Source organism: Dietzia sp. KRD202, assembly GCF_017168155.1.
Taxonomy (GTDB): domain Bacteria; phylum Actinomycetota; class Actinomycetes; order Mycobacteriales; family Mycobacteriaceae; genus Dietzia; species Dietzia kunjamensis.
Map to the genome: position 1 here is coordinate 269523 of NZ_JABFAN010000011.1, position 21245 is coordinate 290767.

Consider the following 21245-nt stretch of genomic DNA (forward strand, 5'->3'; position numbering starts at 1 on the left):
CTCTGACCGCCGGCCGACGCCCGGGTATGGGGCGCCGCCCGGGGCGGACGGGGTCCTAGTCGTCCGAGGTGGCGTCGAGGGTGTTGAAGAACCGGCGGGCCCACGCGTGGACGTCATTGCTCAACACCTGCCGACGCAGTGACCGCATACGGCGACGTCGGTCATCGGGGGAGTCGTCGACCGCGGCCATGATGGCGTCCTTGACCCCGTCGAGATCGTGCGGGTTGCACAGGTACGCCTGGCGTAGCTCCGCGGCGGCGCCGGCGAACTCGCTGAGCACCAGGGCGCCCTCGCCATCGGTGCACGAGGCCACGTACTCCTTGGCCACCAGGTTCATGCCGTCCCGCACGGGCGTCACCAGCATGACGTCGGCGGCCGCGTAGAACGCCGCCAGTTCCGTCTTGGGGACGGGCCGGTGGATGTAGGTCACCACGGGGTGCCCGATCTCGCCGAACGTGCCGTTGATGCGGCCCACCGACTCCTCGATCCGCGACCGCATGATCTGGTACTGCTCGACCCGCTCGCGGCTCGGCGTGGCCAGCTGGAGGAGGGTCACGTCGGCGGGCTCCAGGCGCCCCTCCTCGAACAGTTCCTCCAGCGCGCGCAGGCGGACGTCGATGCCCTTGGTGTAGTCCAGACGGTCCACGCCCAACATCAGGACCCGCGGCGACCCCAACTCCTCGCGCAGGCGGGCGGCGCGGGCCTGGGTCTCGCGCGTGCGGGCGGTGGCGTCCACGGCCGCGGAGTCGATGGAGATGGGGAACGCGCCGACCCGCACCATGCGGTCGTCCACCCGGATCTCGGAGGCGCGGCCCCGCGTCGACCGCAATCGGACGGACGGGTAGCCGCGCAGGCGGTTGGCGAGGATCCGGAAGTTGTCCGCCCCGCCGGGCAGGTGGAAACCCACCAGGTCGGCGCCGAGCATGCCCTCGACCAGCTCGGTGCGCCACGGCAGCTGCATGAACAGTTCGACGGGCGGGAACGGGATGTGGAGGAAGAACCCGATGGTCAGGTCGGGGCGCAACTCGCGCAGCAGACAGGGCACCAGCAACAACTGGTAGTCCTGCACCCAGACGGTGGCGCCCTCGGCGGCGGCCTCCGCGGTGGCCTCGGCGAAACGGGTGTTGATCTCGCGGTAGGCGTTCCACCACTCGCGGTGGTACTCGGCCGGCACCACCACGTCGTGGAACAACGGCCAGAGGGTGGCGTTGGAGAAACCCTCGTAGTAGAGCTCGACGTCCTGGGCGGACAGGGTGACCGAGTGGAGGCGGATGCCGTCCGCGTCGAACGGTTCGGGGGCGGCGTCGGGGACGCCGGGCCACCCCACCCACGCGCCGTCGTTGGCCTTGAGGATGGACTCCAGCGCAGTGACGAGGCCACCTGGGCTGGCTTTCCAGTGTTCGGTACCGTCCCGGTCGATGACGAGGTCCACGGGGAGACGATTGGCGACGACGACGAAGTCGGCACCTGCTCCGGTGGACGTCTGCCCGGTACCGCTCGTCATCGGTTGTCCCCTCGCGTGGATCGCTGTGGTCTGGTTACTCGGCGTCCGCCGTCACCTGCGGCTCCGGACCGATCCCCAGCATGTCGAGGAGCATCCGGCACTCGTCGGCGTCGGCCGAGTACGAGGCCACGACCTTGCGGGCCATGTCGGCGGTCTCGTCCGCGACCGGCTCCAGGTCGTCGAGCTCGGGTTCTTTGCTGGCGGCGGCGGATGCCATCGGTGTCCTCCTGTGATCGGTGGGGGGCGCGCGCCCTGTTCGGGCGACATCGTCCGCTGCCGATCCTACGTCACCCGTCCGCGGCCGCCGACCGGCGCAGATTGCGGGTCACCCACTCACCGAACACGATCCCGGCGGCCAGTGCCACCGCGATCGCCAACGCCTGGAACATCAGGCCCAGACCGATACCCGTCTGGTCGCTCGTCAGCGCCGACAGGCCGCGGTACACCGACAGGCCCGGCAGGAACGGCGTGATGCCGGCGATGGTCACCACCAACGGCGGGACGGTGGCGATACGGGCGAGGATGCCGCCGATCAGGCCCATCGTGCAGGCGGCGAGGGCGGACCCCACCACCACTCCCAGTCCGGTGGCCATGACTGCCTGGAAGATGAGCATCCCTATCGCGCCGACGGCGGCGGCGAGCCAGGTCGCGCGCACCGTCGCATAGCTCGCCACGGCGAACCCGGCGGCGCCCACGCCCGCGGCGAACACCGCGATGTGGACCGCGGCGTTGCCGGCGATGGCCGGGTCGATCGGGGGTGGGGACATGCCGAGGCGTTCGAACGCGGCGAGCGCGATCGTGATCCCGCCCAGGACCCCGCCTGTCATGACCAACGTCTCGACCGCTCGCCCGGCGGAGGTCACCGGGAATCCGGTGATGGCGTCCTCGATGGCGCCGACGAGGGTGAGCCCGGCGAGCAGCACGATGATGCCGGCCGCGACCAGCTGGGACGGTTGGACCTCGATGAAGTTGTTGCTCACGGCGACGTAGGCGGCGAGGGCCCACGCGGCCGCGATGAACCCGCCCACGACCTGCTGGAAGAAGCTCGGGAGTCGGTGGCGGTCCAGGTAGCGGTTGGCGTACATCAGGGCGAACGTCGAGACCATGGAGATGAGGCCGGCCAGCGGGCTGCCCCCGAGCTGGATGACGACCGCGCACCCCAGCATCGCCCACCCCAGGACCGCGACGCGGAAGGAGTGCGGGTGTGGGGAGGCCACGATCGTCTCGACCTCGGCGGCGGCCTGGTCGACGGTGAGCTGGCGGCGCACGATGAGGTCGATGAGGCGGGAGACGCGGGTCACCCGTGTCATGTCGACGGTGCGGTAGTTGACCACCCGGATGACCGAGATCGGCGGTCGGCCGCGACGTCGGTTGACCCCGATGGTCAGCGACGTGAAGGTGACCTCCACGGTCGCGCCCGGCAGGCCGAACGCCGCCGCCACGGACTCGGCCTGGGCGACGGTGTCCGCGGCGCCCTCGCCGGAGGACAGCAGGATCCCGCCGATCTCGAGGGCGAGGTTGAGGACGTCGGTGACGGCGCCGTCGTCGTCGAGGTCGACCGGCGCCATGGGGGACAGCGGGGGCTCGACCGCAAGGTCCATGGCGGACTTGCGCAGTCCCATCCACGCCAGTGGTCGGGTGAGCGGTGCCGGTGCGTCGCGGGTCTCCACGGTGCACACCGTAGTCAAGAGCCCCGACGGTGGCCGGGTTAGGATGACTGGCGGGCCGCGGCGGTGTCGCCGCCCGTGCTGGAGTGGCGCAATTGGTAGCGCACCCGACTTGTAATCGGGCGGTTGCGAGTTCAAGTCTCGTCTCCAGCTCTCGAGTGGCGTCGGCGTTCGAGCCGGAAGCTGAGGGCACGCCAAGTGTCGGGCCGTCGGTGGTGGCCGCGGGATGCGGCCCCGAGCGGGACCCCCAGTTCAGTGATCATTGTTAGCTTCCGTCTACTGATGAGTAGAATGTTCTCAACATTCCCGTCGCCAGAAGGGCGCCGCCGAGATGACGCAGTCCGCAACAGAGATCGCCACTGCGTGGATGGCCGCCCTCGCCTCGGGCGACGCCGAGCGGACCATCGCACTGTCTTCTCCGTCGATCGTCTATACGACAGGCCAGGTCAGGCGCTACGAGGGGCACGATGGTGTCCGCGACATCGTGTCCGACCTCTCCCGACTGGCCGGTTTCCTCACCATCGGGGTGGAGGGGGAGATCCTGGAATCCGAGGGGGTCGTCGCGCTGCGCCGCCTCGAGCGGTACACCCTGCCCAGCGGCGGGATCGAGATCCGCGGTTGTTCCTTCGTGGAAGTGGCGGACGGGGTGGTCACGCGGTGGGCAGACTACAAGAGCATGCACGCGATCGACGAGATCGTCGGCTAACGGGGAGGCGGATGCCGTGAGCGAACGCGGAGCCGGGGAGGTGGATCCCCGGGAAGTGGTCAGGGCGCTGGTCGAGGCGGCGTTCGCGGGGGACGTCGAGACCGCGCAGTCATGGTGCACGCCGGACGTCGTTCTCACGATCGAGGGCACGCAGACCGTCCGGGGACACGAGGGCCTGCGCCATGTGATCGAGTTCAACCAGGATGTCTCGACCGACGTCAGCGTGGACATCCACCACGTACTGGGCTCGGGCGATGTGGCGGCGCTCAACCGGACCACACACCTCACCATCGGTGGGGTCGCCCTGAAGGTGGAGGTCGGCTCGTTCTTCGCGCTCCGCGACGGTCTCGTCGCGGCGTGGACCGACTATCAGGACATGCAGGACGTCACCCGGGCGCTCGGACACTGACGATCGGGCAGGGCCCGGCGCCGGCGGCCGACCGCCGACCCGGGGCGGACGGCCCCGGGTTCAGGCCTCCGGGACGAACTCCCCGTAGCCCAGTTCGCGCAGCGACCGCCGGATGGTCTCGGCCGCCGCGTCGGACTCCTCGGCGGGCGCGTCGGGGTCCGCCAGCGACAGGTCGAATCCGGACATGTCGTCGGCGGGGAAGATGTGGATGTGGGTGTGCGGCACCTCGAAGCCGGCGATGAGATACCCGGCGCGCGCCGCACCGAGGCCTCCCACGACCGCCTTGCCGACGGCCTGTGCGACCTCGTTGAGCCGGGTCAGCAGCGCGGGCTCGAGATCGGTCCACCGATCGACCTCCGCGCGCGGGACGACCAGCGTGTGGCCGGGCGCGACCGGTGCGATGGTGAGGAAGGCGACCACCTCGGGGTCCTTCCAGACGAACCGGCCCGGCAGTTCACCGGCGATGATCTTGCTGAAAACGGTCGACATGGACCCCAGCCTACGTATCGGGGGCGATGGCCTCAGGTGGCAGACTGGCGAAAAGTGGTCTAATGGATGTATCCGCTACCCGCCGGGTGGCCCCCGTCCTCTCTACACACGCGAAGGAGCATCGACATGGTCGAGGCAGGTATTGCGACGGCAGAGGGCGCGGTGAAGAAGAAGGCCTACCACCACGGCGATCTGCGCAACGCCATCATCCAGGAGGCGACCGCGCGCGCGAGGGTCTCGGGGGAGAAGGCGATCATCCTCCGCGAGATCGCCCCGCACATCGGGGTGTCCGCCACCGCGGCGTACCGCCATTTCGCGAATCGGCAGCAGCTCGTCGAGGAGGTCGCGGCCCGCGGGTTCGTCGAGCTGGTCGGTCGCGTGGCGGCCGCGGCCGTCGGCGGTGCGGTGTCCGATCCGGTCCTCGCCGCCTACCGCGAGCTGCGCGAAGCGGCTCTCGCCGTGGTGGAGTTCTCGATCGACGAGCCTGCGTGGGCCCGCACGATGATGGAGAACCTGGGCCCGTCGGAGACCGTCGCCGCGCACGCCGATGCCATCAATGTGGAATTGCAGGCGATCGTCGAGCGCGGGATCGAGGCGGGGGCGTTCCGGCCCGGGGTCGTCATGAACGACGAGCTGCCGCTGTGGGCGGCGATCGACGGCCTCAGCGCCCAGGCGATGTTCGGGATCCGCCCGATGCGGACCCCGGACGCCGCACGGTCGACCGCACGGACCATTGATCTGTGTATGACGGACCTGCTCACCGACGAGGCGCTGCGGGCCCGCGACGCGGCGTTCCCCGCCGCCGACATCACCGCCGACGCAGGGGTCTAGGGCCCGTTCGTTCCGGGCCGGGCCAACCCGGCGCGGCGGCCGGGCTACTGTGGTCGTCGTGCGCATTCTCGTGATCGGTTCCGGTGCCCGTGAGCACGCCCTCCTCGTCGCCCTCGCCGCGGATCCCGCGGTGACGGAGTTGCACGCGGCGCCGGGCAACCCCGGCATGGTGCAGGCGCAGTGCCACGAACTCGCGGTGACCGATCCGGCGGCCGTGACGGCCCTGGCCCGTAGGCTCGACGCCGGACTGGTCGTCATCGGTCCCGAGGTGCCCCTGGTCGCGGGCGTCGCCGACGCCCTGCGCGAGGCCGGGATCCCGGTGTTCGGCCCGTCCGCCGAGGCCGCCCGCATCGAGGGGTCCAAGGCGTTCGCCAAGGACGTCATGGCGGCTGCGGGTGTGAAGACCGCGCGCGCCGAGATCGTGGACTCGCCCGCCGACCTCGACGACGCACTCGACCGGTTCGGACCGACCTGGGTGGTCAAGGACGACGGGTTGGCCGCCGGCAAGGGGGTCGTCGTGACACCCGATCGCAACGCGGCCCGGGCGCACGCTCTCGCCTGTCTCGACGACGGGCACCCGGTGCTGTTGGAGTCGTTCCTCGATGGCCCGGAGGTCTCCCTGTTCTGCCTGGTCGACGGCGAGACCGTCGTGCCGTTGCTGCCCGCCCAGGACCACAAGCGGGTCGGCGAGGGCGATCGCGGTCCCAACACCGGCGGGATGGGCGCCTACACGCCGCTGCCGTGGTTGCCGCAGGGAATGGTCGACCGGATCGTCACGGAGGTGTGCGAGCCGGTGGCCCGCGAGATGGTCGCCCGTGGCTGCGGCTTCTCAGGCCTGCTGTACGCGGGGCTGGCGATCACCTCGTCCGGGCCCGAGGTCGTGGAGTTCAACTGCCGCTTCGGCGACCCGGAGACACAGGCCGTGCTGGCGCTGCTCGAGTCGCCGCTGGGCGAGACCCTGCACTCCGTGGCCACCGGCCGACTGGCCGACCTACCGCCGCTGGTGTGGCGTGACGGCGCCGCCGTGACCGTGGTCCTGGCAGCCGAGCACTACCCGGCGACGCCGCGGCGCGGTGACCTCATCGAAGGCGCCGAACAGCCGGGCGTGCTCCACGCCGGCACGGCCCGCGACGCGGAGGGCCGGCTCGTCTCCGCCGGGGGCCGGGTCCTGTCGGTCGTGGGCACGGGGGCGGACCTGACAGCGGCCCGGGCCGAGGCCTACCGGATCCTCGACGGCATCGAGCTCGGCGGCGGGCATTTCCGCCGGGACATCGGCCAGGCCGCCGAGGAGGGGCGCATCAGCCTCCCCGGCTGACGCGCCCCGCGCGATCAGCGCGAGTAGAGCTCCATCCGGGGCACCTGCGCGACCAACCACGGGCTGAAGGCGAACGGGGTGGCGTCGACCGAGGTGCGGACATCCGCCGGACGGGCCCAGTGGTGCGCGCACACCTCGTCGGCCCGCGGGTTCACCTCGGCGCGGATGCGGGCGGTGAACACCGGACAGATCTCGTTCTCGACGATTCCCGAGTCGTCGACGGCCCGATAGCGGAAGTCCGGTACCGCGGGTTCGATCGAGTCCACTCGGGTTCCGAGCTCCTGCTCGGCCCGCCGGACTATCGCCTCGACCGGATCCTCGCCCGGACCGGGGTGGCCGCAGAACGAGTTCGTCCAGATACCGGGCCAGGTCCGCTTGTCCAGAGCTCTCCGGGTGAGGAGCACGTGCCCCTCGTCGTCGACGACATGGCACGAGAACGCCAGGTGCAGCAGCGTATCCGTGGTGTGGACCGTGGCCTTGTCGGCGGTACCGATCGGGTTGGCGTCGTCGTCGAGGAGGACGACGAGCTCGGTCGGCACGGACGGCGACCCGGCGGCGCGGGACCCGGCGGTGGCGGGGGGCTCGGAAGGGGAGGACATGCCGCCCAGCCTAGGCATTTCCGGCGGGCCCGGCCGCCGCGCGCAGCCGGAGGGCCGCCGCGCGGGGCGCCGCCGGCAGTCGATCAGCCCGCGAGGCTGCGGGCGATCACCAGCCGCTGGATCTGGTTGGTGCCCTCGAAGATCTGGGTGATCTTGGCCTCGCGCATGTACCGCTCGACCGGGAACTCGCGGGTGTAACCCACACCGCCCAGGACCTGCACCGCGTCGGTCGTCACCTTCATGGCGGCGTCGGTGGCGGTGAGCTTGGCGATCGAGGCCTCCCGCGAGTACGGGCGGCCGGCGTCCTTGCGGCGGGCGGCGTCGAGGTAGGAGGCGCGGGCCGAGGCCACCGCGGCGGCCATGTCGGCGAGGAGGAAGCCCAGCCCCTGGTGGCCGATGATCGTCTTGCCGAACGCCTCGCGCTCGCGGGCATAGGCGACCGCGTCGTCGAGGGCGCGCTGGGCGATGCCGGTGGCCACCGCGGCGATCCCGAGGCGGCCGGAGTCCAGGGCCGAGAACGCGATGCGCAGGCCGTCGCCCTCCGCGCCGAGCAGGCGGTCCGCGTCGACCCGGGCGCCCTCGTACGAGGCGGTGGTGGTGGGGACGCCGTTGAGGCCCATCTTGTCCTCGGGCTTGCCGAAGTGCAGGCCCTCGGTCTCGCGCGGAATGAGCAGGCACGAGATCCCACGGGAGCCCTCGCTGGTGCGGACGAAGGTGTTGTAGACGTCCGCGATCCCGCCGTGGGTGATCCACGACTTGGTGCCGTTGACGACGAACACGGAGCCCGGGCCGTCGCCCTCCCGCTCCGCGCGGCACCGCAGGGCGGCGGCGTCCGACCCGGCCTGCGGCTCGGACAGCGAGTACGCGCCGATCTGCTCGCCGGCGAGCATTCCCGGCAACCACTCGGCCTTCTGCTCGTCGGTCCCGGCGGTGGCGAGCGGGAAGCAGGACAGGCCGTGCACGCTGGTCGCCACGGCGACGGCCGCCCAGCGGGCGCCGAGCTCCTCCAACACCTGGAGGTACACCTCGTAGGGCTGGTCGCCGCCGCCGAACTCCTCCGGGTAGGGCAGGCCCAGCAGCCCGACCTCGCCGAGCTGGGCGAACAGGCCCTGGGGGTAGGTGTGGTTCCGCTCGTGCTCGGCGGCGATCGGCTCGAGGAGTTTATCCGCGACGGAACGCGTCATCTCGAGCAGTTCGTACGCCTCGTCGCTGGGGAGCAGGCGGTCCACGGCCATGGGGGTCCTCCGGGTGCGGGTGGGGGACCGTGCGGTCCCCGGGGTCGGTCGGCTCCCATTAGAGTGCACCGCCGGGACGCGGCACGCCCAGCCCCGATAGTGGGGGTGCCCGTTGGTGGGTGCTGCTGGTGCGTCGTGGTTCACGTGCGCCACAATCTGGCGGTATGACCGAGAACACCGCGTCCACGCCCCTGTCGCCGGAGCAGTTGCTGGAAATCTACGACGTCCCCGGTGCGAGCGCCGCGGAGTTCCTGTGCGACCGCCACGCCCCCGAGGCGGTCGCCTTCACCGTCATCGACGCCGACCTGTCCGGGCGGGACATCACCTACGGCGAGCTGCGGACCGAGAGCGAGAAGGTCGCCGCGGCGCTGGCCGAGCTCGGCGTGGGCGAGCGCGACCGGGTGGCCACGCTGATGTCCAAGTCCGCGGACCTGGTGTTCACCCTCATGGGGATCTGGCGACTCGGTGCCGTCCACATGCCGCTGTTCACCGCGTTCGCGTGGCCGGCCATCGAGATGCGTCTCACCGGTGGCGACGCCAAGGTGGTCGTCTCCGACGCGGACCAGCGCGGAAAGCTCGAGAGCGTCGCCGTCCCGGTGGTCGTCGCCGGCCTGGCGGACTGCCCCGAGGCCCGAGACGGCGACCTCGACCTGGCCACGATCACCGCCGCCCAGCAGCCCGGCCTCGCCGCGGCGGTCACCGGTCCGGACGCCGGCCTGGTCATGCTGTTCACCTCCGGCACCACCGGCACCCCGAAGGGCGTCGTCGTGCCGGTGCGCGCCCTGGCCGCGTTCCACCAGTACATCGAGACGGGCCTGGACGTGCGGGCCGACGACGTGTTCTGGAACGGTGCCGACCCGGGCTGGGCGTACGGCCTCTACTACGGCATCCTCGGCCCGCTGGCGGTCGGCCGTCGGAGCCTGCTGCTGCACGCCCGCTACAGCCCGGAGCTGGCGTTCGCGGTCCTGCAGTACTTCCACGTCACCAACTTCGCGGCCGCGCCGACCGTGTACCGCACCATGCGGGCCAAGCGGGACATCGCGCCGGCCGACGTCACGCTCCGCCGAGCCTCGGCCGCCGGTGAGCCGCTCACCCCCGAGGTGATCGAGTGGTCGACCGAGCAGTTCGGCGTCGAGGTGCGCGACCAGTACGGCCAGACCGAGCACGGGATGTTCATCATCAACCCGTGGCACGACTCGCTGCGTGAGGACGTGCGCCCGGGCTCCATGGGCGTGCCGCTGCCGGGCTGGTCGTGCACCGTGCTCGCCGCGGACTACGACGAGCCCGCCCCCGTGGGCGAGCTGGGCCGCGTGGCGATCGACGTCCCCGCCAGCCCCCTGATGTGGTTCACCGGCTACCACCAGGCCCCGGAGAAGACCGCCGAGCGCTTCAGCGCGGACGGGCGCTGGTACTACACCGGCGACGCCGCCAAGCTCGACGCGGACGGCCACTTCTACTTCTCGAGCCGCGACGACGACGTGATCATCATGTCCGGGTACCGCATCGGCCCGTTCGACGTGGAGTCCGTCCTGGCCAAGCACCCGGACGTGCTCGAGTCGGCGGTCATCGGCGTCCCCGACGACCTGGCCGGGGAGGTCCTCGAGGCGTACGTGGTCCTGCGCGACGGCGTGGAGGGTGGCCCGGAGGCCGAGTCCGGCCTACAGAAGTGGGTCAAGACGGAGTTCGCCGCCCACGCCTTCCCGCGCCGGATCCACTTCGTCCGCGAGCTGCCCAAGACCCCGTCGGGCAAGATCCAGCGGTTCCTGCTGCGCAAGGAGCGCGCCGGACGGGCCTGAGCGCGCCGGACAGGCCTGAGGCGGCCCGCGCCGCACGCTGCCACCGCCGGATCCGCCCCGGCCGAACGCGGTGAACGGGGTTCACACACCCCGTGGCGGGTCTACCCTCAGCACATGAAACCGGCCGCGGCTGCCCGTGCTCTCGTGTCCGCGGCGCTCGTCGTCGTCGTCCCTCTCGCCTCGGCGACCACCGCGGCGACGGCGGCGGCCAACCCGGTGATCTCCTCGGTCGCCCCCGACCCCTCCGTGCAGCGCGGCGCCGACGGGGCGTTCCACGTCCACGCGACCTCGGACGACTGGGGCGACGGCGCCGGGTCCCGCCTCATCCCGCACTTCCGGTCCTTCGACCTGGTGGAGTGGGAGTACGTGGGCGACGCGTTCGCCGCCCGGCCCGCGTGGGCCCCGCCCGGTTCGTTCCTGTGGGCGCCCGACGTCCACATCACCGCGACGGGCGCCGTCATGTACTACACGACCGGGGGCGCAGCACCCTGTATCGGCCGGGCCACCGCGCCGGGCGTCGACGGCCCGTGGACGCACGATCCGGCGCCGATCGTCTGCCACGGCGCCCCGGAGCCGTATCAGGACCTGGATCCCATGGACCCCGAGGTAGTGGTCACCGACGCGGGCCCGGTCATGCTCATGGGGAACTTCGAGGGCATCCACGCGGTGCCGATGAACGCCACCGGCACGGTGCTGGACGGCGACCCCGTGCTCGTCGCCGGCACCGGCGTGGAGGCCCCGGCCGTGGTCACCCGTCAGGGGCGCACGCACCTGTTCACCAGCGCCGGGCTGTGCTGCGACGGGGAGGCCTCGCAGTACCGCGTGCTGGGCGGCCGCGCCGACGGGCTGTTCGGGCCGTACGAGGACAGGACCGGGCGCCCGTTGGTGCAGGCGCCGGGCGAGCCCCTTCCCGGTGACGTCATCCTGCGCGGCGACACCGACTGGGTGGGCCCGGGGCACGTGGACGTGGCCACCGACGACGCCGGCGGGGACTGGATGCTCTACCACGCCGCGCCCCGCGGCAACGCGGTGCTGCCCAGCGGCGTGCAGCGGCGCTACCTCATGCTCGACCGTCTGGACTGGGTGGGCGGCTGGCCGGTCGTCGGGGACGGCACGCCGTCGGAGGCGCGGCCCGCCGATCCGGTGGTCGCGCTCCCCGTCCGACTCACCGCGGTGGGGCAGGCCGCACTGCGACCGGGCGACGACGACACCGCCGACGGCGACGAGGTGATCGACCTGTCGGTACGGGTCGCCTCCACCGGCACCGCCTATTCCGGCGAGGTCCGGGCCACCATCACCGGCCCGGACAAGCGACGGCTCGCACTGCCGATCGTGACCGGCACCGGGGACCTGCCGGCCGTCCCGGTGAGCGTGGGCGCCGGGGCGTCGATGGACCGCCCGTTGACGCTGCGGCCGCCCGCACCGCTCGCCCCGGGACGCCACGAACTGGTGATCTCGATCGGTGCCGCGGAGGGCGGCGCGGCGCAGGAACTGGCGGTGTTCGGCCTCGAGGTCGCCCCGGACGGAACCTTGTCACTCGGATCGGGCGCACTCGGATCCGCACCGATCGGATCGTCCGGCTCCTGATCGGATGTGAGGCCGCCGTCCCGGGGTTACCGTGATCGCCAGAGCACCCCGCTGGGAGGCGTCGGGGTGACCGGCGGAGGGAGCGGGCCATGACCGGCGGGGGCACGGACGCGGGCGGCACCGACGACCGCAGGATCGTGATGGCACCACACCTGAGGGGTCTGGAGCCGGACCCCGACCGCGGGATGGAGGTCGACCAGAAGTCACCCGGCGAGCTCGACCCCGCGGTGCCGCGGGGCGAGTTCGTCCGCAGCGTGATCGGGACCGTCGCCGGGCTGGCGGCGGCCGTGCTCGTGTACCTGGTCATGCCGGGCGATCTCGAACACAACGCGCGCCTCACCGCGGCGGTCGCCGTGCTCCTGGGCATCTGGTGGATGACCGAGTGCATCCCCATCCCCGCCACCGCGCTGGTGCCGCTCATCGTCTTCCCCGTCCTGGGTGAGGACGTCTCGGTCAACGACGTGGGCGCCGAGTACGGCAACAACATCATCTTCCTGTTCATGGGCGGCTTCCTCATCGCGATCGCCATGCAGCGCTGGAACCTGCACCGGCGGATCGCCCTGCTCACCGTGCGCGCGATGGGTACCCGGTCGACCCGGGTGGTCGCCGGGTTCATGATCGCCACCGCGTTCCTGAGCATGTGGGTGTCCAACACGGCCACGGCGGTGATGATGCTCCCGATCGGGGTGTCGGTGCTGATGCTCGCCTCCGAGCTCGGTGGGAAGGACCGTGCCGGTGGGAACGGCAGCGCCGGTGGGAACGACGACGAGGACGCGATCCCCCGGATGGACTCCTCGTCCGATCCGCGTTCCGAACAGGTGAAGCAGGCCGTGATCCGGTCGAACTTCGGCACCGCGCTGATGCTGGGCATCGCCTACGCGGCGTCGGTCGGCTCGCTGGCGACCATCATCGGCACCCCGCCCAACACCCTCCTCGCCGGCTACCTGGAGGGCGAGCACGACATCGTCCTGGGCTTCGGACGCTGGATGCTGGTCGGACTCCCGCTGGCGGTGGTCATGCTCGTGATCACGTGGTTCCTCCTCACCAAGGTGCTGTTCCGTCCCGAGATCGAGCGGATCCCCGGCGGTCGGGCACTGTTCGACGACGAACTGCGCAGGCTCGGCCCGACCTCGTCGGGCGAACGGCGCGTCCTGGCGGTGTTCGTCGCGGCGGCCGTGGCCTGGGTGGCCGTGCCGCTGGTGTGGGAGGACCCGCCGATCTCGGACGCCGGGATCGCGCTCACTGCCGGACTGCTGCTGTTCCTGCTGCCGGCCGGCACCGAGCGCGGGGTGCGGCTGCTCACCTGGGACGCCGCGCTGGGCCTGCCGTGGGGCGTGCTGCTGCTGTTCGGCGGCGGACTGGCACTGTCCGCACAGTTCTCCGGTTCCGGGCTCACCGGGTGGATCGGCGAGCAGGCGTCGGCGCTCGACGCGCTGCCGACCGTCGCGCTGGTGCTCGTCGCGGCCGCCGGGGTCCTGTTCCTCACCGAGCTGACGAGCAACACCGCCACCGCCGCCACGTTCCTGCCGGTGGCCGGCGGCGTCGCCCTCGGCCTGGACCTGGACCCGATGTTCCTGGCCGTCCCGGTCGCGCTCGCCGCCACCTGCGCCTTCATGCTCCCGGTGGCGACCCCGCCCAACGCGATCGCCTACGGCTCGGGATACGTGACCATCGGGCAGATGATCCGCGGCGGGATCTGGCTCAACCTGATCGGGCTGATCGCCATCACCGCGGTCACCATGACGCTGTTGGTGTGGGTGTTCGGGCTGACCGGCTGATCGTCTGACCGGCGCGCTAGCGTCGGGGGCATGCCCGTCGCACGCGAACCCTCCCGCCGCTCGGCCGTCGAGCCCTTCCACGTCATGAGCGTCCTCGCCGCCGCCGCCCGCCGGCAGGAGACCCACGGCGACGTCATCTCGCTGTGCGCGGGCCAGCCCTCGACCCCGGCCCCCGGCCCGGTACTCGCCGCCGCCCGCCACGCCCTGGACACCGAGATCCTCGGCTACACCGAGGCGCTGGGCATCCGGCCGCTCCGCGAGGCGATCGCGGGGTACCACCGGCGGCGGGACGGGGTGGACGTGACGGCCGACGACGTCGTCGTCACCACCGGGTCCTCCGGCGGCTTCACCGTGCTGTTCCTCGCCGCGTTCGACCCCGGCGACACCGTCGTGATGGCACGCCCCGGCTACCCCGCCTACCGCAACACCCTCCAGGCCCTGGGCTGCCGGGTCCACGAGATCGCCTGCGGCCACGAGACCCGGTACCAACCCACGGTCGCGCAGCTCGAGGCGGTCACGGCGGAACTGGGCCACGCGCCCGCCGGCCTCATCGTGGCGAGCCCGGCGAACCCCACCGGCACGATCATCGACGCGGGCGAACTCGAGGCCCTCGCGCGCTGGTGCGAGGCCCACGGCACGCTGCTCGTCAGCGACGAGATCTACCACGGCGTCACCTACGGCCGGGAGTGCGCGAGCGCGTGGCAGACCAGCCGCGAAGCCGTGGTGATGGGCTCGGTGTCCAAGTACTTTTCCATGACCGGCTGGCGGATCGGCTGGATGCTGTTGCCGGAGTACCTGCGTGACCCCGTGGACCGTCTGATCGGCAACCTCACCATCTGTCCGCCCGCCGATGCCCAGTTCGCCGCCGTCGCCGCGTTCACCGAAGCCGCTGCCGCCGAGCTGGACGGGCACGTCCAGCGGTACGCCCGAAACCGCGACCTGGTCCTGCGCAGACTGGGCGAGCTGGGCGTGGGGGAGATCGCCCCTCCGGACGGCGCCTTCTACGCGTACTTCGACGTCTCACGCTGGACCGACGACTCGGTGGCGTGGTGCGCGGAGGTCCTCGAGCGAACAGGGGTCGCGTTGACGCCGGGCGTCGACTTCGACACCGTCGACGGTGGCCACACCGTCCGGCTGAGCTTCGCCGGCGGCACCGAGGAGATCGCCGAGGCGATGGACCGGCTGGAGGCCGTGCTCGCCCCGTAGGTACCGGCCCCGCGGGCGGCTGTGATGTACGGCCCCCGCCGGCGCCCGCGGAGCGCTACGGTCGGCGCATGGGTTCCGCCGAGATCATCACCGCCATCGTCTACGTCACCCGGCCGTGGCTGCTGGCGCAGGCTCCGCTCACGGTGGAGCAGGTCTACCTCAACGCCCGGGAGATCCTGGCCGGGTCCACCGGCGGCTCGATGATCTCCTGACCGGGCTGCGATACTGGGGGGCGTGACCGCCCAGAGCAGCAAGCCCCGCATCTCCAACGTCCTCGCCTCGCGCTACGCGAGCGCCGACCTGGCCACGCTGTGGTCCGCCGAGCACAAGATCGTGCTCGAGCGGCAGCTGTGGATCGCGGTGCTGCGCGCACAACGCGACCTGGGCATCGACGTCCCCGACGGGGTGATCGAGGCCTACGAGGCGGTGATCGACCGCGTCGACCTCGGCTCGATCGCCGAGCGCGAGCGCGTCACCCGGCACGACGTCAAGGCCCGCATCGAGGAGTTCAACGACCTCGCCGGCCACGAGCACATCCACAAGGGCATGACGAGCCGAGACCTCACCGAGAACGTCGAGCAGCTCCAGGTGGTGCGGTCACTCGAGCTCGTCCGCGACCGCGGCGTCGCCGCGGTCCGGCGTCTGGCCGAGCACGCCGTCGCCCACCGCGACACCGTGATGGCCGGGCGCAGCCACAACGTCGCCGCGCAGGCCACCACGCTGGGCAAGCGTTTCGCCTCCGCGGCCGACGAACTGCTGGTGGCGTTGGAGCGCGTGGAGTCGTTGCTCGAGCGGTACCCCCTGCGCGGCATCAAGGGCCCGATGGGCACGGCGCAGGACATGCTCGACCTCCTCGGTGGCGACGCCGCCAAGCTGGCCGAGCTCGAGGGGCGGATCGCCGAGCATCTCGGCTTCGCCCGCACCTTCGACTCGGTGGGCCAGGTCTACCCGCGGTCGTTGGACCACGAGGTCGTCTCGGCGCTCGTCCAGCTCGGCGCCGGCCCGTCGTCGTTGGCGCAGACCATCCGGCTCATGGCCGGGCACGAGCTGGTCACCGAGGGCTTCCAGCCCGGCCAGGTCGGCTCGTCCGCGATGCCGCACAAGATGAACACCCGCTCCTGCGAGCGCGTGAACGGTCTGCAGGTCGTGCTCCGCGGTTACGGCTCCATGGCCGCCGAACTCGCGGGCGCGCAGTGGAACGAGGGCGACGTCTTCTGCTCCGTGGTGCGTCGTGTCGCGCTGCCGGATGCGTTCTTCGCCCTGGACGGCATGTTCGAGACGTTCCTCACCGTGCTCGACGAGTTCGGCGCCTACCCGGCCGTGATCGACAAGGAGCTCCAGCGCTACCTGCCGTTCCTCGCCACCACGAAGGTCCTCATGGCCGCGGTGCGCGCCGGGGTCGGCCGCGAGGTCGCCCACGAGGCGATCAAGTCCAACGCGGTGGCGGTGGCGCTGGCCATGCGCGAGGAGGGCCGCGAACCCGATCTGCTGGACCGGCTCGCCGCCGACGACCGGCTGCCGCTGGATCGCGCCGCGCTCGAGGAGGCGCTCGCGGATCGTGCCGCGTTCGTCGGCGCTGCCGGCGACCAGGTCGACGCGGTCGCCGCCCGCGTCGAGGCGCTCGTGGCCCGCCACCCGGAGGCGGCCGGCTACGCGCCGGGTTCGATCCTCTGACAGCCTGTCCGTAACTCGCCGGGCCCCCCGCCCGATAAGTCCTGTACACCGACGGAGGCGGGGCCCTCCCGTCGCCGAGTGACAGGGAAGGACCACAGCATGGTCACGAGGCCCAGCGGCTCCCTCGGGGGCGCACTGTACGACGTGTTCGGGATGATCCAGGCCGGGTTCGCCACCGCCAGTTCGGCCGTCGGGATCGACCCGGGGGCGTTCATGCAGCAGTTCTACGTTCCGATCGCGTTCTTTCTGATGCCGCTCGGCGCCGGCAGCCTCATCTTGGACCAGCTCGGGATCTGAGGCGGCCGGTCAATCGACGTCGCCGGTGGGGCTACCGGCGCTACTCTCGTGCTCATGCGCGAGACCCCCGTTCCCGTCCCCGGCACCTCCGGCCTGCAGGTGACCCTGCACCACGCTGACCAGCCCCGGGCGTTGCTGCTGCTCGTGCACGGCTTCGCCGAGCACTCCGGCCGGTACGGGCGGACGATCCGCTTCCTCACCGACCGGGGGATCAGTGTTGCCTCCTACGATCTGCGCGGCCACGGCACGGCTCCCGGGCCCCGCGCCAAGGTGTCGATGGAGACGCACATCCGCGACAACCTCGCGGTGCGCGACGCGGTGGTGGAGTGGAGCCGGTCGGCCGACGGGGGCGGGGCCGAGACCCTGCCCCGACTGCTGATGGGGCATTCGATGGGTGGGTTGATCGCGGGGGAGTCCGCGCTCCGGCGGCCGTGGGACCTCAAGGGCCTCATCCTCTCCTCGCCCGGGCTCGTCGTGGGGGAGGGGACCCCGGCACCGCTGCGCGTGGCGGCGCCCGTGATCGCTCGCCTCCTGCCGTTCCTGCCGGTGGAGAAGCTCGACCCGCACGACATCTCCCGAGTGCCCGAGTACGTCGAGGACTACACCTCGGATCCGCTGGTCCACCACAAGGGCGTGCCCGCGGTGACGGCGGGGACGATGCTCGCCGGCGGCCTCAAGTTCATCGAGCGGTCGCCGGCACTGCGGTTGCCGACGCTGATCCTCAACGGCTCGGCCGACACCATCACCTATCCGTCGGGCGCTCGGCGCTTCGCGCAGATCGCCGGGTCCGACCACGACCCGCGCCCGGAGATCACCTACCGGGAGTTCGAGGGCGGCCTCCACGAGCTGTTCAACGACCTGTGCGCCGAGGACGCGTATGCGGCGTTGGGGGAGTGGCTCGAGGCCCGACTGGGCTGAGCCCGACCAACCACGGGTGGGGGCCGACGGTCTCGACTCGGGACGTGGGCCTCCGGCTACGCTGGCCGTCATGCGACCCGATCTCTCCTCCTACCGCCATCTCGTCTCCGGAAAGGTCCGCGAGCTGTACGAGATCGACGGTGAGACGCTCCTCCTGGTGGCCACCGACCGCATCTCCGCCTACGACCACGTTCTCGGCACGCCCATCCCGGACAAGGGCCGCGTGCTCACCGCGATGAGCGCCTACTTCTTCGACGCCCTCGACGTGCCCAACCACCTGGCCGGGACGCTGGACGACAAGCGCATCCCGCTCGAGGTGCTCGGCCGCGCGATGGTGGTCCGTCGACTCGACATGGTCCCGGCCGAGTGTGTGGCCCGCGGTTACCTGACCGGGTCGGGGATGACCGAGTACCGGGAGTCGGGGACCGTGTGTGGCATCGAGCTGCCCGGGGGCCTGGTCGAGGCCAGCCGACTGCCCGAGCCGATCTTCACCCCGGCCACCAAGGCGGCGGTGGGGGATCACGACGAGAACATCTCGTTCGATCAGCTCACCGGGATCGTCGGGGCCGAGCTGGCCGAGCAGCTGCGTACGGCGACGCTGGACGTCTACGCGCGGGCCGCGGAGATGGCGGCCGAGCGCGGAGTGCTGCTGGCGGACACCAAGTTCGAGTTCGGCCTGGCCGACGGGGAGCTGATCCTGGCCGACGAGGTGCTCACCCCGGACTCATCGCGCTACTGGCCCGCTGACGAGTATTCGCCGGGCCGTGTGCAACCGAGCTTCGACAAGCAGTACGTGCGGAACTGGTTGACGGGCCCGGAGGCGGGCTGGAACTCCGATGCCGACACCCCGCCACCGGCTCTGCCGCAGGAGGTCGCGGACGCGACGCGGGCGCGCTACATCGAGGCCTACGAGCGCATCTCGGGCCGCTCGTTCGCCGACTGGATCGGGGGCGACGCAGCGTGAGCTCCACCGAGACGACCGACACCGACACCGACACCGCAGCCACCGCGACCGCCACCACAGCCACCACCACGGGGCAGACGCCCACGCCGCCGCAGGCCGAGCGCCGTCCCTTCCGTCGCGAGCACCACGGCCGCGTCTTCGTCGACGACTACGAGTGGTTGCGCGACAAGGACGCCCCGGCGACCCGCGCCTACCTCGAGGCGGAGAACGCCTACACCGATGCGATGACCGCCGACCTCAAACCCCTGGAGGACGAGGTCTACGAGGAGGTCCGCTCCCGCGTCAAGGAGACCGACATGTCGGTTCCGGTGCGCGCCAGCGGCTGGTGGTACTTCTCGCGCACCGAGGAGGGCCGCTCGTACGCCAGGCACTGTCGGGTCCCGGTCCCGCAGCAGTTCGTCGACGACCCGTCGGACCCTGCGGGCTGGGTTCCGCCCGAGGTCTCCCCGGACGTGGAGTTGCCGGGTGAACAGTTGCTCCTCGACGGCAACGCCGAGGCGGAGGGTCACGACTACTTCGCGCTGGGCGCGTTCTCGGTCAGCCACGACGGCCGCGCACTGGCGTGGGCCACCGATACCGAGGGCGACGAGCGGTACACGCTGCGTTTTCGCTCGCTCGACCCGGACTACACGGCCCCGGACGAGGAGATCTCCGGGATCGCCGCCGGCGTGACCTGGTCCCGCGATGGCCGGTACGTCTTCTATGTCACGGTCGACGACGCCTGGCGGCCGGACACGGTGTGGCGTCACCGGCTGGGCACGACGAGGGACGACGACGACAAGGTCTTCCACGAGTCCGACGAGTCCTACTGGATCGGGGTCGGCGAGACACGCAGCGAGAAGTTCCTGCAGATAGCGGCGGGGTCCAAGATCACCACCGAGGTGTGGTGCCTGGACTCGAACGATCCCGCCGGCGAGTTCTGGTGCGTCCGGCCGCGGCAGGAGGGCGTCGAGTACGACGTCGAGCACGCGGTCGTCGGTGGCGAGGACCGGTTCATCATCACCCACAACGACGGCGCCCCGAACTACGAGGTGGTCGAGGCGCCTGTCGGTCCGATCGAGGGCGAGCTGCGGGATCTGCGCACGCTGGTGGCCCACCGCGACGACGTCCGGGTGGAGGGCGTGGACGCCTTCGCGCGCGTGCTGGTGCTGGGGTACCGCGAAGCGGCGCTGCCGCGGTTCGCGCTGATGCCGCTCGAGCAGGGGTCCACGGCGGGAGTCGAGGCGTACGGGCGGTTCGAGCCCGTCGAGTTCGACGAGGAGCTGTACACCTCCGGTCCGGGGTCCAACCCGGAGTGGGACTCGCCGGTCCTGCGGTTCGGCTTCGGTTCGTTCGTCACGCCGGGCCGGGTCTACTCGCTCGACCTCGCCTCGGGGGAGCGGACGCTGCTGCGTGAGCAGGAGGTGCTCGGCGGGTACGACCCGAGCGGCTACGTCCAGCGACGCGACTGGGCGACGGCCGCGGACGGCACCCGGGTGCCGATCTCGCTGGTGATGTCCACCGGCACCGCCGCCCGCGTCGATGCCGGCGAGCAGGTGCCGACGCTGCTGTACGGCTACGGCTCGTACGAGACCAGCATCGATCCCGCGTTCTCGGTGGCGAGGCTCTCGCTGCTCGACCGGGGGATGGCCTTCGCCGTGGCGCACGTGCGGGGCGGCGGTGAGATGGGCCGGCTCTGGTACGAGAACGGCAAGACGCACACGAAGCGCAACACCTTCACCGACTTCGTCGACTGTGCGCGACACCTGGTCGACTCCGGGCTCACCGCCCCGGACCGGTTGGTCGCCGAGGGCGGAAGCGCGGGCGGTCTGCTGATGGGGGCGGTCGCGAATCTGGCCCCCGAGTTGTTCGCGGGCATCCAGGCCGTGGTGCCGTTCGTCGACCCGCTCACCTCGATCCTCATGCCGGAGCTGCCGCTGACGGTGATCGAGTGGGACGAGTGGGGCGATCCGCTGCACTCCGAGGAGGTATACGACTACATGGCCTCGTACGCCCCGTACGAGAACATCGAGGCCAAGGACTATCCGGCCATCCTCGCGGTGACCTCGCTCAACGACACCCGGGTGCTGTATGTGGAGCCCGCCAAGTGGGTGGCCAGGCTGCGGGCGGTGTCCCCGTCGGCCAACTCGGCGGATCGGCCGGTGCTGCTGCGCTGTGAGATGAGCGCGGGTCACGGGGGAGTGTCCGGGCGCTACGAGCGGTGGCGTCAGACCGCGTTCGAGTACGCGTGGACCCTCCGCACGGCGGGCGCAGGCTAGACCCGCCCGGCC

20 protein-coding genes and 1 tRNA gene are annotated in these 21245 nt (G+C 71.5%); 15 read left to right on the forward strand and 6 right to left on the reverse strand.

Annotation, left to right across the window (positions count from 1 at the left end; genetic code table 11):
* Positions 1 to 55: 55 nt before the first annotated feature.
* From J1M64_RS07980 to J1M64_RS07990, 3 genes are all read right to left on the reverse strand, one after another.
* Positions 56 to 1504 (reverse strand): trehalose-6-phosphate synthase, encoded by a 1449-nt coding sequence (locus tag J1M64_RS07980; RefSeq protein ID WP_159147686.1) that lies wholly within the window; start codon positions 1502 to 1504, stop codon positions 56 to 58.
* A 34-nt stretch (positions 1505 to 1538) separates the two neighbouring features.
* The gene (locus tag J1M64_RS07985) at positions 1539 to 1721 is read right to left on the reverse strand and encodes a hypothetical protein (protein ID WP_067711921.1); all 183 of its coding nucleotides are present in this window, start codon (positions 1719 to 1721) and stop codon (positions 1539 to 1541) included.
* Positions 1722 to 1791: 70 nt separating this feature from the next.
* On the reverse strand, positions 1792 to 3174 hold the full coding sequence (locus J1M64_RS07990) for a threonine/serine exporter ThrE family protein (protein WP_235027713.1): 1383 nt from the start codon (positions 3172 to 3174) through the stop codon (positions 1792 to 1794).
* Between the two features lie 77 nt (positions 3175 to 3251).
* Here J1M64_RS07990 and J1M64_RS07995 point away from each other — a divergent pair.
* The 3 genes from J1M64_RS07995 to J1M64_RS08005 all read left to right on the forward strand — a co-directional run bounded on the left by J1M64_RS07995 (position 3252) and on the right by J1M64_RS08005 (position 4286).
* Positions 3252 to 3324 (forward strand) — tRNA-Thr (locus tag J1M64_RS07995).
* A gap of 178 nt (positions 3325 to 3502) precedes the next feature.
* Positions 3503 to 3877: a nuclear transport factor 2 family protein gene (locus tag J1M64_RS08000; RefSeq protein ID WP_132064016.1), complete on the forward strand. Its 375-nt coding sequence runs from the start codon at positions 3503 to 3505 to the stop codon at positions 3875 to 3877.
* A gap of 16 nt (positions 3878 to 3893) precedes the next feature.
* Complete coding sequence (locus tag J1M64_RS08005; RefSeq protein WP_227022412.1) at positions 3894 to 4286, forward strand: nuclear transport factor 2 family protein; 393 nt, start codon at positions 3894 to 3896, stop codon at positions 4284 to 4286.
* 60 nt (positions 4287 to 4346) lie between these two features.
* Here the strand turns inward: J1M64_RS08005 and J1M64_RS08010 are convergent, their stop codons facing one another.
* Positions 4347 to 4775, reverse strand: coding sequence for an HIT family protein (locus J1M64_RS08010; protein ID WP_067711927.1), 429 nt, complete (start codon positions 4773 to 4775; stop codon positions 4347 to 4349).
* Positions 4776 to 4901: 126 nt separating this feature from the next.
* On the opposite strand from J1M64_RS08010, the gene J1M64_RS08015 reads away from it, so the two are divergent.
* Together J1M64_RS08015 and purD are read left to right on the forward strand one after the other, a co-directional pair.
* On the forward strand, positions 4902 to 5606 hold the full coding sequence (locus J1M64_RS08015; RefSeq protein ID WP_194307179.1) for a TetR/AcrR family transcriptional regulator: 705 nt from the start codon (positions 4902 to 4904) through the stop codon (positions 5604 to 5606).
* Between the two features lie 58 nt (positions 5607 to 5664).
* On the forward strand, positions 5665 to 6921 hold the full coding sequence (gene purD, locus J1M64_RS08020; protein ID WP_119191921.1) for a phosphoribosylamine--glycine ligase: 1257 nt from the start codon (positions 5665 to 5667) through the stop codon (positions 6919 to 6921).
* Between the two features lie 14 nt (positions 6922 to 6935).
* Here purD and idi read toward each other — a convergent pair whose 3' ends face one another.
* Together idi and J1M64_RS08030 are read right to left on the reverse strand one after the other, a co-directional pair.
* Positions 6936 to 7520 carry an isopentenyl-diphosphate Delta-isomerase gene (gene idi / locus J1M64_RS08025; protein ID WP_163375508.1) on the reverse strand — a complete coding sequence of 195 codons (585 nt, stop codon included), beginning with the start codon at positions 7518 to 7520 and terminating at the stop codon, positions 6936 to 6938.
* An 83-nt stretch (positions 7521 to 7603) separates the two neighbouring features.
* Positions 7604 to 8755: an acyl-CoA dehydrogenase family protein gene (locus J1M64_RS08030; RefSeq protein WP_163375509.1), complete on the reverse strand. Its 1152-nt coding sequence runs from the start codon at positions 8753 to 8755 to the stop codon at positions 7604 to 7606.
* Between the two features lie 164 nt (positions 8756 to 8919).
* Between J1M64_RS08030 and J1M64_RS08035 the strand changes: the two genes are divergently transcribed.
* From J1M64_RS08035 to J1M64_RS08080, 10 genes are all read left to right on the forward strand, one after another.
* Positions 8920 to 10551 carry an AMP-binding protein gene (locus J1M64_RS08035; protein WP_206473831.1) on the forward strand — a complete coding sequence of 544 codons (1632 nt, stop codon included), beginning with the start codon at positions 8920 to 8922 and terminating at the stop codon, positions 10549 to 10551.
* A 114-nt stretch (positions 10552 to 10665) separates the two neighbouring features.
* Complete coding sequence (locus tag J1M64_RS08040; protein WP_206473832.1) at positions 10666 to 12138, forward strand: family 43 glycosylhydrolase; 1473 nt, start codon at positions 10666 to 10668, stop codon at positions 12136 to 12138.
* A gap of 89 nt (positions 12139 to 12227) precedes the next feature.
* Positions 12228 to 13916, forward strand: coding sequence for a DASS family sodium-coupled anion symporter (locus tag J1M64_RS08045; protein WP_241261260.1), 1689 nt, complete (start codon positions 12228 to 12230; stop codon positions 13914 to 13916).
* A gap of 30 nt (positions 13917 to 13946) precedes the next feature.
* A complete protein-coding gene (locus J1M64_RS08050; RefSeq protein ID WP_132064012.1) occupies positions 13947 to 15122 on the forward strand; it encodes an aminotransferase class I/II-fold pyridoxal phosphate-dependent enzyme in 1176 nt (391 codons plus the stop codon).
* Between the two features lie 68 nt (positions 15123 to 15190).
* Entirely contained in the window at positions 15191 to 15334 is a 144-nt protein-coding gene (locus J1M64_RS08055) for a hypothetical protein (RefSeq protein ID WP_156776009.1), read from the forward strand.
* A gap of 22 nt (positions 15335 to 15356) precedes the next feature.
* Complete coding sequence (gene purB / locus J1M64_RS08060; protein ID WP_132064011.1) at positions 15357 to 16796, forward strand: adenylosuccinate lyase; 1440 nt, start codon at positions 15357 to 15359, stop codon at positions 16794 to 16796.
* Positions 16797 to 16895: 99 nt separating this feature from the next.
* A complete protein-coding gene (locus tag J1M64_RS08065) occupies positions 16896 to 17093 on the forward strand; it encodes a hypothetical protein (protein WP_182635512.1) in 198 nt (65 codons plus the stop codon).
* Between the two features lie 54 nt (positions 17094 to 17147).
* Positions 17148 to 18011 carry an alpha/beta hydrolase gene (locus J1M64_RS08070; protein WP_119191929.1) on the forward strand — a complete coding sequence of 288 codons (864 nt, stop codon included), beginning with the start codon at positions 17148 to 17150 and terminating at the stop codon, positions 18009 to 18011.
* A gap of 70 nt (positions 18012 to 18081) precedes the next feature.
* A complete protein-coding gene (locus J1M64_RS08075; protein WP_206473833.1) occupies positions 18082 to 18975 on the forward strand; it encodes a phosphoribosylaminoimidazolesuccinocarboxamide synthase in 894 nt (297 codons plus the stop codon).
* Positions 18972 to 21233 carry a S9 family peptidase gene (locus J1M64_RS08080; protein ID WP_206473834.1) on the forward strand — a complete coding sequence of 754 codons (2262 nt, stop codon included), beginning with the start codon at positions 18972 to 18974 and terminating at the stop codon, positions 21231 to 21233. Before J1M64_RS08075 ends, J1M64_RS08080 begins: the two co-directional genes overlap by 4 nt.
* Positions 21234 to 21245: the final 12 nt, after the last annotated feature.